This is a genomic window from Ruegeria sp. C12 (assembly GCF_056537745.1).
The window spans coordinates 1-12324 of record NZ_JBQFSA010000006.1 but is presented as its reverse complement, the minus strand read 5'-3'; the positions used below and the strand labels follow the sequence as shown (position 1 = coordinate 12324).

The following is a 12324-nucleotide window of genomic DNA, read 5'->3' as shown; positions in this document are numbered from 1 at the left end:
GTTCAGCCTATCCCGGCCTTTCAGCATTCCATAACTGAACCTCTTGCCTGTCAGGCTAAGCTTGACTTAGCCTGCGCCCATGTCTCGCCGCATTCCCTCTCTCAACTGGTTGCGCGTGTTCGAAGCTGCGGCGCGAACCGAAAGCTTTGCGCGCGCCGCCGCGCAGTTGAACATGTCCGCCGCTGCCGTCAGCCAGCAGGTCAAAGCGCTGGAAACCCGACTGGGCACGCCTTTGTTCCACCGTCACGCCCATGCGGTTACGCTGACCGAGGCCGGGCGGGCCTATCTGCCAACGGTTCAGCAATCCCTTCTGATGCTGGAAACCGCGACCTCGAGCCTGTTCGGAGAAACCCGCGAGCAGCGGCTTTATGTGCAATCCATTTTGCTGTTCGCCCATGGGATTTTGGCCAAAGGCGTGCCTGCGTTTCAGGCCGCGCAACCGCAGATCAACCTGTCGCTGGCCACCGGGAATATTGCGTCGGACTTCGCCAACCGATTCACGGATCTGCAAATCGTCTTCGGCAACCCCGCCCTGTTCGGCAATGAAGGCGATGAACTGCTGCGCGAGGTTTTGTACCCCGTCGCGCCGCCAGAGATTGCCGCCCGGATTCAAACCCCCCAGGATCTGTTTCAGTTCACTTTGATCGAGGTTTCGACCCATCGCGTAAGCTGGCCGCATTGGTTCGAAACCATGCGTTTACCCGCCGGGCAAGCCCGGTTCTTTTTTGCTGACAATTCGATCATGGCTGCCGAACTGTCGGCCAGCGGTACCGGAATTGCCCTGGCCCGCGCGCCCGCGTCGGATCGGATCATGCAGGTTTCGGGGCTGGTGCCCTGCCTTCCCGACGCTCAGGTCGCCGGGCAAGAGGCCTATCACCTGATCTACCCGTCCCGCACCGACCTGCGGCCTCCGGCGCGCATTTTTCGCGAATGGCTGCTGGACTACAGCGCTGCCGTCCAGACGCGGTAACGTCCCTGCCCTGTGACCTCGCGGATCAGGCCGCGCCGCATGAAGCGGTCGATATTGCGCTGAACCGCCGCGCGCGAGGCTTTGGTGAGCTCCTCGGCCAGTGGGGCCGACACCATCGGCCAGGCGGTCAGAACGTCGATCAGCACCGGCGGCGTGCGCCCGGACAGGTCCTGCGTGGCTTCACGGGCACGCACCTCCCACGCGCTGACGCGATCCAGATGCAACAGGGCCGCCAGCGCCGCCTGCCCTGCCCCGGTGATCCACGCTGAAAGTTTTTCTTCCGGCTCGCCAACCCCGCGCAAGGCGCCGGGACCGGACAGCGCCAGCGGCATGAACAGCGCCCCGCCCCGCCCCATCGAGGCGGCGTGACGCGCAGCAATGATCGCGGCCTCTGTATCCTGACCAATTCCTTCGGATAGCGCGCGCCAGGCGTGAAACGCGATGGCCGCCTGCGTGACCGGGTGCAACCCTTCGGCATTGCGCATGACCTCGGCCAGATCGGCAACGGCTTCGGGCACCTCTTCGATCCCCTGCGCCATCCGGTCGAGAAATGCGGCCAGTCCGGTCTCCCAGCCGTGCGCCGAGGGCGCCGAGCCAGATGTAAGACGCCGCACGGCCCAACCTGCCCGGAACAGCGCCTGTACATCATCACTGGTCGCGCCGATCCGCAGACCCGTCCACAGGGCCAGCCGGTCGACGCTGATGCGATCCCCGGTCCACCAGCCCAAATCGGACACATCCATCAGCGCAAGACGATGGGTCCACCCCTCGGGTCCAGCCCGCAACCGTTCGTCCAACGCCCCAAAGGTGACAGCTAGATCCGCCAATTCCGCAGACAGTTCTGATTGCGCCCTGCGCCATTCGCGCGGATCGAACAGAACCCGCGTATCTGCGCGAGGGCCGGGGGGCAGGAAATCGTCGCGTGGTTCATCGTCTTCGGGCGGCAGGAACCACAGATCATCGTCATCCGGAGGGTCGGCGTCATAGATGCTGCGCGGTGTGGCGTCTTCGGCCTCATCCTCGGGCGCAGGTATGACATGTTTCGACTTCATGCCCGTATTCTTTGGGCATTTTGGACGGTTCACAAGGGGTTTCTTCTACAGCGTTTTGCGTTTTGTCTGAGGCACATTCATCGGAATGCGCGTTCGACCAAACGGAGAGGCAGCGCATTCCGATTCAAGTTAAACGCAAAGCGCTTTAACCCGCAAATGTCTGGGTCAACACGCCCAACTCACCGCTCAAATCCGTCTGGGGATCGCTGCCCAGCAGCATATAGCCATACCCGCCCTGCGCCCATGTCGCGGTGGCCAGACCGCTTAGCACCGCCTGCTTGACGTCCTTGGCGGGGGCAGCCGGACCCTGCCGGATCACGCAGAAGGCCAGCGGCTGGCCCTGCTCATCCGCGAACACGATCTGAACCAGCGGCTTGCCCTTGAACGAGAGGATCTGTGCCCGCTTCAACTCGAGCCCCGGCAGGGATTCGAGCGTTTCGCGGTTCAAAGACCGGCCCAACGTCTCTTCGGCCTCAGTGATCTGCGCATCCAGCGTGGCAGGCGAGACATCCAGCCCGGCGATGGTTTCCGGCACATATAACGACTGGTAGATCGCCGCCTGCTGCGCCCAACCCAACTCGGCCGGGCGCGTGGCCCAGAAGGTAACTGCAAAGGCAGCAATTGCGGCGGATGCGGCCACGGCACACAACCGCACCACACCGCCCGACCGTTCAGGGGCAGAGGGCGCAGGCAGGTCAATCGCAGGGGCAACGGCGGGCAGGCCCTCGAACACCTGCTGCACGACGGGCGCAAACGGATCAAGCGCCATCAGGCGGCCTTCCAGCGCGGCATCCTGCTCAACCGTGGCTTCGATGGCCCGAGACTGCGCCTCGTCCAGTGTGCCTTCCAGATACGCCTGCAGCGTCTCGTCGGAAAACGTCATTTGCCACTCCGTTGCGCGGTGCCTGCCGCATCATGTTGCATTACGGTCTTCAATTTCTGCCGGGCGCTGGACAACCGGCTCATGATCGTGCCGATGGGAACGTCCAGCAAAGCGGCGGCTTCGCGGTAGCTGTACCCCTCGACGAACACAAGCATCACCGTCTCGCGCTGCGCCTCTGGCAGTTGCATCACTTGAGTAAACACTTCAGCGGCGAAAATATTCGTTTCTGAATCCGGGCCGGTTGCGACAAGCTCCGCCTCGGGCGTCACCGACAACGCCTGCGCCCGTCGCACCGCGCGCGAGCGCACCTCATTCAACCAGATCGAGCGGCAGATTGTCATCAGCCAGGAATCCAGCCGATCCTGCGATGTCACCTGATGGTGGCGTTCCAGCGCGCGCAGACATGTGGCCTGCACCAGATCATCCGCCACATCCGACGCGCCCGACAACGCCAGCGCAAAGCGCCAGACACGTTTGGAATGCGTCTGCACGGCGGTCCGCACCGCCTGTTCCGAGCTCATTTCACCAGCCATCGAATAAAATGCGACCTGTGTGTGTTTCTCCTCCACGGACCGGGCCCGCGTGCTCAGGACTGGCATAACCCGAGGAGGAATGAAATGAAACATCTCATACAGGCAGTCACGTTTGCGTCGGCAATTGTTGCAGGCCCGGCCTTTGCGGCAAGTTGGACATTGGTGCCCGAAAGCTCTCATCTTGCATATGGAAGCATCAAGAAAGACACGGTGGGCGAGGTCAACAGCTTCACCTCGCTTAGCGGTCAGGTCAGCCCGGATGGGCAGGTCGAGGTCGAGATCGACCTGTCCTCGGTCGAGACAAACATCGATATCCGCAACGAACGGATGATCGAATACGTCTTTCGCAAAGCGGGCACCGCAACCCTGACCGCCAAGATCGATATGGAGAACCTGACCGCATTGGAGGTCGGCCAAACCACCACGCTGGACAGCGAAGCCGCCCTGTCGCTGGTCGGAACAGATGTCGAATTTGACGCAGAGCTGTTTGTCGCGCGCCTGACGGAGAACTCGGTGCTGGTGACAACAAGCGACATGGTATTCGTCAGCACCGAAGATGCGGGCGTGAATGCGGGCATCGACAAGCTGATGGAACTGGCCGATCTGCCGGGCATCACCCGCACCGTTCCCGTCACCGCGCGGTTTGTCTTTCATTTGGATGACGAACAGGCCAGCATTGCGCCCGTATCCTCGCCTCAGGTCGCTGCCGTCGCGCTGGACGGCGACGTCAAAGCCGGCAAAAAGGTATTTCGCAAATGCAGCGCCTGCCATCAGGTGAAAGAAGGGCGCAACGGCGTTGGCCCATCGCTGTTCGGAATCATCGGTGCCCAGGCCGCACAGGTCGACGGATTCCGATACTCAGAGGCCTTGCAGGAGTCCGGCATAACCTGGACACCCGAGACCCTATCCGCCTTTCTGCACGACCCAAGGGGCGTGGTTCCGGGTAACAAAATGCAGTTTCCGGGCCTCAGAAAGGACGAAGATATCGTGAATCTTCTGGCGTATTTGAGGGATCAGGCGACAGGATGACGCCGGAGGCGCATACCTGCAGGGAAAACGCTTCTACATTAGCTTAGCTGACGGATAGTCGCCTGAGGCTCAGGGTCAGGCGACAGCCCGCTTATACTTACCAACGCTTGGCCACATAGCCTTTGCCGCCGTCGGCATTCATCGGAATATTTGCCTCCAGCGTTCTCTAAACTTTTTCGAACAGGCCTCTGTTTTGAGGCCCCGCGAAGAAGCTAGAATTTTATTCTTAGTTATTAGCACCTTGACGCAACCCAAAACACGCAAGTAACCCACGATCGCGCAGGATAGTGCCCTGCAGCAGTAAGCTTCTTGGAACGACACAGCAACGTCGCGCGCATTGAATTCAGTCGCGGATGCCCACTTGGTTCGCGAAACTGACTCTTTCGCCAAAGCAGCTCGGTTGATACGATGTTGCACCCACTTTCAAAAATGTTAGACAATTTTAATCGTTAGAGCGGCGAGCCTTAGGCTTAGGGCAAACGCCGAACGAACTCCCGCAAGGACTTTCAAGCCAGTGAACCGAATGAACATCAGCGTAACCAAGTCAATCCAAGGCCAAAAGGACCTGGTCGATGAAGTGATCGCCAGCTTCCCTCAGAAAGGTCGCATATTAGACATCGGTACTGGATCTGGTCTGGCAGCCCGCAGCTTTTTCAGTGCAGGTTGGGATGTTCTGGCATCCGGCATGGACATGGAAGCTTATTTGGACGAAGACCAAGGGGGCTTTCCGGAGGGCATTGAACTGCTGCCCGATCTGGATATTTGCGACATGCAATCGATCGCCACGTCCAGTCTCGATTGCGTTTGGTGTGCTCATGTTCTGGAACATGTCTCTGACACCGGCCGCGCGCTAGGCGAAATCCGGCGTGTGCTGAAACCTGACGGCCACCTCTTTATAGCCGTGCCGCCATTCAAACATCAGGTCGTGGGGGGCCATGTCAACTCGGGCTGGAACCTCGGCACCTTGATGTATGTCCTTGCTGACGCCGGGTTCGATCTGTCCGAAGGACGGTTCATTCACCACGGCTACAACCTGTTCGGAATCGCTCAGCGTGGCCCCGGCCCGTTACCAAAGGGCGCATTGCACAGGGCAAATGGAGACCTTGAAACGCTGCGGGATGCGGGGCGTTTCCCGAAAGGTTTCGATGCGAAACAACGATTCGAAGGGCAGCTGACCCAAGTCAATTGGAAGTGGAATACGATACCTGAACAGGTGCCTGTATCTCGGAAGACTCTGAAATCGCCGCCGCCCATCGCGAAGATGCGCATTGGCTTTTTTGTCCCCTTCATAACCAAGGGCAAAGGCGGGACGGAAAACGTTGGACAGATGATGGCGAATGCCATGGCGAAACGTGGTCATGACGTAACGATCTTTACATTTGACGACCAGGCACAACGCTCGCAATGGCCGCTGGACGACACCATCGAGCTTATTTACTTCGGTGAAGACAGTAATGAGCGCGAAGACGACCAGATGATGCTGGCTATTGCCAGTCGTTCGTTTGACGTTCTTGTGGGGCTGCATATGAACCGAGAGTTCAAGCGCTACGTGAAATGCGCGCATCGCGCGGGTGTGCCTCTTGTTTTGTCCGAGCATATTGACCCACGCTATCCGCGTTGGATCGGAACCAATACAGTCTTTGAACGGCAAACCGCTTTCTTTGGCGCCACTCTGGTTCACTTGCTGACCGAAGACTTCCGCTCGACACTGCCGAACTTCATGCAGGAACGGATCCGAGTTCTCCCAAATACCGTTAAAAAGCCAACGCAGATCGCGCGACCTGGGGACAGGTCAAAGAAAAAGAAGGTACTGCTGACGGTCGCACGTCTCGTTCCCCGGAAGAACGTTCATCTGATCATCGAAGCCTTCGCCAAAAGCTACCCGCGTCACCAGGACTGGGTTCTTCGAATTGTTGGCGACGGGCCGGAACGTGATAATCTCAGGAAACAGGCGACTGCCTTGAAAATCGCCAAGTCTGTCGAATTTGTCGGTGAGACACACGACACTTATCCGTACTACAAAGATGCCGACGCATTCGTTCTGTCATCTTTCTTTGAAGGATTTCCACTTTGTGGCCTGGAAGCGATGGCGCATGGGCTGCCGCTGATCGGGTTCCAAAACTGCAGCGGGATCAACGAACAAATCGCGTCTGGCGAAAATGGTATTTTGTGTGCGGCTGACAGCCCAACAGAGAATCTGACCAATGCCTTCAAAAGCTTGATGTCTGATCCGGATCTCAGAGAGACAATGGGCAACACCTCTTTGACGCGTTTTGACACTTATTATTCCGAAGAGACGATCTTCGCGGAATGGGAAGAGATGTTCTGTGAGGCCCGCGAGCGCGGGTTGCCAAATGCTAACGCCAATCTCGAGACGAAACTGCTGGTGGCAGTTTCAGAACTAACAACGTAGCGCCAAAGTTTCGATGTTTAAAAAGAATAAAAGCGACGCCAAAATGAAACAGAGCTTTGGTCAAAAGAAAGTTAGATTTTCGGAATTCCTGGACCTGCGAAAATCAAGCCATGAGGCCGGGCGTGACATTCGTGAGCATGTGTTATCATTGCGAAACGATCCGGCCGTGTTCGGCTACGCCGACGGAACACTTGACAATGGCTACGGCGCCAACCTTAAAAGCTTGTTTGCCAATATCCAGCCTTTCAATGCACCCAATGCGGATCGGGGACGGGGCTATTTCGGGTCCGGCGCAGTTTTTCAGAATGAACAGAAATCTCACAAGGGGCTGTTGGGTCTGTACGACGTTTTACCAATCGACGCGGATCTTATTCTCTTTGAGCAAGGTTTTCTTGCAAGCACCCACAGTTGGTCTCATTCCTTTCGGGAAGGCGACCCGCGTTATGCCTGCTTGGGTTATGTCTATGACGACATATCGCACTACTATATGTCGGATTTCCCAAACCGTTTGACACACAAACTGAACAGCGAGGAATCTCTGTCAGCCGAGCAACTCGCCCGTGCTAAAAGCCTGATCGACAGAATAGCATCCCAGCGCATCAGCAAATACAACGCGCAGCCCATGCAGGCTCCACCGACGAGTCAGACATATAAGCGGCGCGTATTGGTGTGTGACCAAGCCTTCGCGGATGCCTCAACCATTTTCGGCAAGGCCAGCAAGAATGACTTCCAAAAGATGTTGGTCGCGGCGTTGAAAGAAAATCCGGACGCTGAGATTCTGGTCAAGACACACCCAGATACGTCATGGGAAAAAGAGACCCGAAGCGGTTACTACTCGCACTTGTCGTCCACTGGTCGTGTCCGCCTAATCCGCGAGCCGGTGAACCCGTTTGTTTTGTTTGACATGGTGGACAAAGTCTATGTCGCGACCAGCCAAATGGGGCTGGAAGCACTGTTTGCCGGCAAGGAGGTCGTTTGTTTCGGAGCGCCTTTTTATGCGGGTTGGGGTCTGACCGATGACCGGAAGACAATCCCCCATCGCAAGCGGGAACGTTCGCTGGAGGAGGTGTTTTACTATTTTTATGTTTGGTACACGATCTACCACGTGCCTGGACACACTGCGCCGAGCGAGATCGAAGATGTTCTCCAATACATCGAAGAAAACAGACCTTTTGATCTGCCGCGCGCCGAAACCGAGACCGAAGAACCGCCGAAAGTTTCAGTCGTAATCCCTGTTTACGGCGTTGAAGACTATATCGAAAAGTGCATTGCTTCGGTTCAAAAACAAACATTGCGCGACATAGAAATCATCCCGGTAAACGATTGTACGCCCGACGGGAGCCAGGAGATAATCGACCGCCTTGCCATGCATGACGCAAGGATTCGCCCGATTATTCTGGACAAGAACGTCGGCCAGGGCTTTGCGCGCAACAAGGCGATCAAGGCCGCGCGTGGTGAATACGTTTGGTTCATCGATGGTGACGACTGGCTGGCAAACCCCAAAGCACTGAGCGCTCTGTACGATCACGCAAAGTCCGAAGACTTTGACATGGTGCGCGGCCGAAAGGCTTATGAGGCTATTTTTGTCGGCGATGAACTGGTTGAAAAGAAGCAGGACAGAGCCGAACGTTTCTTTGAGGACGACGTCTATCGAACGACTTACGCGGATACGCCAAATATTCTGAATAACAGGCATTTCTGGGTCTGGCTGTATCGCCGGGAATTCTTGCTGCAGAACGATATCCACTTCCGGACTACGCAGTGGGAAGAGAGAGCTTTTCTTGTGAAAGCCCTTGTGAACGCTGAAAAAATCAGCCTGCGCAACATAGATTCTACGGCGTATCGAATTCGAGTTGGCTCTACGGCCCGTCGCGTTCGTACCGCTCGAGACTTCGAGCTAATGTTGCAGAACTTCAAATTCACGCTCGATACCCTGCTCGATGCCGGTGCGGGCGATGCCAGCAGCCCGCTACGCGAACATCTTCGCTACAACGTGTCACAATTGCTCGCTCAATTGGTCGATGGTGAAGCCTATCGGTTTGCCGTTTCTGAAGGGCCGGGTAAGCGTGACGCGTTCATAAAAAGCGTGAAGCAGATCCTTGAGCATTGCCAAATCTCACCGGACGAAGTCCTCTCGGAGTTTGTACATAATAACAAATCGCTTGCGAGAGCTTCGGCTTATCCATTGATTGCCGCTAGTATTTTGGCAGAACGTGCTGACATACTGGACTATGTGATCAACAGAGAGCCGATACCACAGGACAAGTTGTACGAGGTCACATTAAAGGAAACGCAGGCAGCCACACCCCAGCGGGACCTGCAGACCGCCTTGAATACCTACGCGCGTAACGAACGCGTGACGATTGCCAAGCCAGCGGCCAGCAAACCTTTCGACAAGCCCCGGATTGTTGTTCATATCGGCTCAACAAAAACCGGCAGCACCTACATTCAACACCTGTTAGAGCAGAACCGACCTGAATTGATGCGTAATGGGGTGTGGTATCCCGAAGTCGGTCTGTTCTGGCAGGAGTCGAGACCGCACAAACAGGCGGGACACGCGGGCGTTGTGCCTTATATCGTGTCAGACGATCGCTTTTTCCTGCAATATATTGAACGCGGCCTTCAACTTATGGAAGGGCGCATTCATACCATTGTCCTTTCCAGCGAAGCGTATTTCTTACAAAAGAACGCGCATAAAATTCCAGAGTACTTCTCTGGCTATGATGTTGAGATGATCGTCTATCTGCGCGATCAGGTCGAATGGGCCAACGCGCAATATTGCGAGTTTGTGGCCGGCGGAGCAATCGGCAGAGTTGAAGACCCGATTTCCAACTGGTTGGAAAGCGCCGAGGTTGCCCGTTTCCTGGACTACCGAAACGTGTTGAACGCCTGGGCCAGCACGATTGAGCGGGAGAAGATAACCATTCGTCTTTTCCAGAAGTCCGAGTTGATAGACAACGATCTTGTTACGGATTTTTCCCAATCGACAGATTTGGAACTGTTGACCAGGCTTCCCATGCCATCGAAATCTCAGACCAATTCCGTTCAACTGTCCGGGCCGCATGTTGAGTTAATCCGAAGCTACAACTCAAGACCATTTCGAACAAAAGAGGCATATCTGGACTTCATCGAAGAGGCGACGACAGGCCTTAGCAACTGGAGGAAGTCGCGCGACCTGCCAATGCCAAAACCTTGGCTGCTGACCCCTGACAACGAAGACTGGATCAGATCTGCCTGTCAGGAGACGAATGCAAACATCGCACAGCTGTGGCTTGGACGATCGACAGGCACGTTGTTTGGCGGCGACAAGGCCAAACCGGCCGAAACCGCTTTGTATCAAGACGAAATTGCGATCGTCTCCAAAGCCTATGATCGCTTCAAGCCGGTCCAAGAACTCGAAGCAGAGCCAATGCAGAATGCTGTAGGTCGATCCAAGATTCTCGTCAACTATGGTATATTTGGCTGGCGGCTTTGGTTGCTGTCTCCGGTCTTGCGCCGGGTCTGGAAAAACCGCCTTACGCCCCAGACCAAGGCAATTTACAAGCGAAACCCTGCAAGGTTCGCGCGTGAGAAGTGGACGCGGAAAAAGCGTGACAAACTCATCGTTGACCTGATCTTTCCTGATTGGAACGTTATGGGTCCATTTGGAGTTTTGCGTGCTTGGCGGCCGATTGTCCGGCCCGTACTCAAATCGAAGCGTCACCCTGAACGGCTGGAACAATTCGACGCTGACCCTGTCCTGTTTGCACGCAATCAAGACAATAAACTGCACCGGATAGTTGGGCGTTTGTTGTATCCCATGGGTGAATTGAGGGAAAAATAATGTCGCCGACAGACGCTGAAGTCATTCTGGAACTGTCCGATGGCCACCTTACCAATCCGTCTGACGGTGACAGGCACCGCTTGTTCTATTCTTCGGTCATGTTGGCATTAAGCGATCTCTCTGTTCGTGTGCGGCCCGTGCGTTTGCCCTTTGGCGCTGACAAGAGCCCGCGCCTTTACAAACCAGGTCAATTGGTCATCAGTTTCCATTCCATTGGCCGGGCGGGAAATGTTCTGCGCTTCAAAGAAAGCTACGTTCCACCTTATTACACTTTGGACAGGCTCGGGTATTCCGGCTTCTCGGAATTGGCGACCCATCCGTCAAACTTCCTGGATCGTATTGAGCGGACTTCGTCAAGGGACGCAGAGCGTTTTGTAGCGGGTCTGGCCAAATCGCAGGCTGAAAGGAACGCATCAAAGTACAAGCAGTCAAAGATCAAGTCCCACCCGCCGGGGCAATTCATCTTCATGCCGCTGCAAACAGTCGAAGATACCGTAGCCGAGCTCAACCACATCAAACCGCCTCAGGTCGCGTTTGCGTTGGCGGATTATTGTGAGAAAGTTGGCCAGACTCTGGTCATAAAACGCCACCCTTCATGTAAATCCCGTGCCGTAGAAAGAATGCTGACTGACTTGCAGCGCAAGTTCGAAAGCGTTTATCTGACGGACGGTTCGATCCATGGGCTGATAAACAAGGCGTCCTGCGTGGTTGGAGGAAACTCCGGTGTCCTATTCGAGGCTTTGCTGCAAGGGGCCAATGTGATCACCTTCGCGAAATCGGATTTCGCGTTGGCCACGACACATGTAACCGAACTTGACAGTTTGCTGAAAGCTTGTGGAAAACCGTCGCCGATTGATCCGGCTTTTCAGAAAAAATTTCTGACCTGGTATCTCACTAAATACTGTGTTCTGGCCGATGACGTGTCGGAAATCAGATTGCGTATCGCCAAGGCGCTGGCCCAACTGGATATCCCCGCAAACCTGGTCAATATGGAGCAGCAAAGCCTGTATGACGAATATGCGTCATCCGAGATGCAGCGGCGAAAGAGGATTTTGAAGTCATCTGAGCCCTACTCAACCTAGCGCTCAGACTTCCACCTGGCCCTGACGCGGCTCAGTCGAAAGACAAAAATTGGTCTGGAACGCCGGCAACTGCGTGATTGAACCCGGAAATCTGCAATTGCTTCAGATTGTGGAGCGACGCCACAGGACGGCACCGCTCCAATCGTTTCAGAGCAGGAAAACGTCATCTTCCAAAATGTTCGCGATACCCAGATCGCCACCGCTATCAACTATGTCAATCGACACCGGCTCCGATGTACCGTCCAAGCCCAACCGCTCGGAGCGATCGAAGTCATTTGCCAGCAATTCTTCGCCCTCAGCGGCATGGTTCGTATCCAAGGGAACAAAATCGAATTCCGGTTCATCTGACAAACTGTCCGAAATCGGCGCAAGTTGGGCCATCTTTTGTTGGGTAACTTTTGGCGCGGGACCAATAAAGCCGCTGCCATCCAGATCAACGCCGTAGAAAACCTCGACATCAATGACGTTGGTGATCGGCTGGCCGCTCACACGCACGCCTTGATCGTCAAGCGTCCACTCCGCATAGCGGCCATCTTCAT

General features: G+C 55.8%; 9 protein-coding genes. 5 read left to right on the top strand and 4 right to left on the bottom strand.

Annotated elements, in window-relative coordinates; all coding sequences use genetic code 11:
- Window positions 1-79: 79 nt before the first annotated feature.
- On the top strand, window positions 80-970 hold the full coding sequence (locus tag ACR0C9_RS12660; RefSeq protein ID WP_480781150.1) for a LysR family transcriptional regulator: 891 nt from the start codon (window positions 80-82) through the stop codon (window positions 968-970).
- Here the strand turns inward: ACR0C9_RS12660 and ACR0C9_RS12655 are convergent.
- From ACR0C9_RS12655 to ACR0C9_RS12645, 3 genes are all read right to left on the bottom strand, one after another.
- Window positions 943-2022 carry a helix-turn-helix domain-containing protein gene (locus tag ACR0C9_RS12655; protein ID WP_480781149.1) on the bottom strand — a complete coding sequence of 360 codons (1080 nt, stop codon included), beginning with the start codon at window positions 2020-2022 and terminating at the stop codon, window positions 943-945. The two genes, ACR0C9_RS12660 and ACR0C9_RS12655, sit on opposite strands and share 28 nt — an antisense overlap.
- Before the next feature lie 145 nt (window positions 2023-2167).
- Window positions 2168-2905 carry an anti-sigma factor gene (locus ACR0C9_RS12650; protein ID WP_480781148.1) on the bottom strand — a complete coding sequence of 246 codons (738 nt, stop codon included), beginning with the start codon at window positions 2903-2905 and terminating at the stop codon, window positions 2168-2170.
- Window positions 2902-3438, bottom strand: coding sequence for an RNA polymerase sigma factor (locus tag ACR0C9_RS12645; RefSeq protein ID WP_170453711.1), 537 nt, complete (start codon window positions 3436-3438; stop codon window positions 2902-2904). The genes ACR0C9_RS12650 and ACR0C9_RS12645 overlap by 4 nt, the downstream gene beginning before the upstream one ends.
- Before the next feature lie 84 nt (window positions 3439-3522).
- On the opposite strand from ACR0C9_RS12645, the gene ACR0C9_RS12640 reads away from it, so the two are divergent.
- The 4 genes from ACR0C9_RS12640 (at window position 3523) to ACR0C9_RS12625 (ending at window position 11785) form a co-directional block, all read left to right on the top strand.
- Window positions 3523-4467, top strand: a complete 945-nt coding sequence (locus tag ACR0C9_RS12640; RefSeq protein WP_480781147.1) for a c-type cytochrome — start codon at window positions 3523-3525, stop codon at window positions 4465-4467.
- 523 nt (window positions 4468-4990) lie between these two features.
- On the top strand, window positions 4991-6880 hold the full coding sequence (locus ACR0C9_RS12635; RefSeq protein ID WP_480626748.1) for a glycosyltransferase: 1890 nt from the start codon (window positions 4991-4993) through the stop codon (window positions 6878-6880).
- A gap of 13 nt (window positions 6881-6893) precedes the next feature.
- Window positions 6894-10703, top strand: coding sequence for a capsular polysaccharide export protein, LipB/KpsS family (locus ACR0C9_RS12630; RefSeq protein WP_480781146.1), 3810 nt, complete (start codon window positions 6894-6896; stop codon window positions 10701-10703).
- Window positions 10703-11785 (top strand): capsular polysaccharide export protein, LipB/KpsS family, encoded by a 1083-nt coding sequence (locus ACR0C9_RS12625; protein WP_170622101.1) that lies wholly within the window; start codon window positions 10703-10705, stop codon window positions 11783-11785. Before ACR0C9_RS12630 ends, ACR0C9_RS12625 begins: the two co-directional genes overlap by 1 nt.
- Window positions 11786-11932: 147 nt before the next feature.
- Here the strand turns inward: ACR0C9_RS12625 and ACR0C9_RS12620 are convergent.
- Window positions 11933-12324: hypothetical protein (locus tag ACR0C9_RS12620; RefSeq protein WP_480781145.1), on the bottom strand; the 392-nt coding region annotated here is incomplete at its 5' end.

Bases quoted from the DNA above. Each gene is read 5' to 3' on its own strand.
- ACR0C9_RS12660 (WP_480781150.1), top strand. From the start codon at position 80: ATGTCTCGCCGCATTCCCTCTCTCAACTGGTTGCGCGTGTTCGAAGCT.
- ACR0C9_RS12655 (WP_480781149.1), bottom strand. From the start codon at position 2,022: ATGAAGTCGAAACATGTCATACCTGCGCCCGAGGATGAGGCCGAAGAC.
- ACR0C9_RS12650 (WP_480781148.1), bottom strand. From the start codon at position 2,905: ATGACGTTTTCCGACGAGACGCTGCAGGCGTATCTGGAAGGCACACTG.
- ACR0C9_RS12645 (WP_170453711.1), bottom strand. From the start codon at position 3,438: ATGGCTGGTGAAATGAGCTCGGAACAGGCGGTGCGGACCGCCGTGCAG.
- ACR0C9_RS12640 (WP_480781147.1), top strand. From the start codon at position 3,523: ATGAAACATCTCATACAGGCAGTCACGTTTGCGTCGGCAATTGTTGCA.
- ACR0C9_RS12635 (WP_480626748.1), top strand. From the start codon at position 4,991: ATGAACATCAGCGTAACCAAGTCAATCCAAGGCCAAAAGGACCTGGTC.
- ACR0C9_RS12630 (WP_480781146.1), top strand. From the start codon at position 6,894: ATGTTTAAAAAGAATAAAAGCGACGCCAAAATGAAACAGAGCTTTGGT.
- ACR0C9_RS12625 (WP_170622101.1), top strand. From the start codon at position 10,703: ATGTCGCCGACAGACGCTGAAGTCATTCTGGAACTGTCCGATGGCCAC.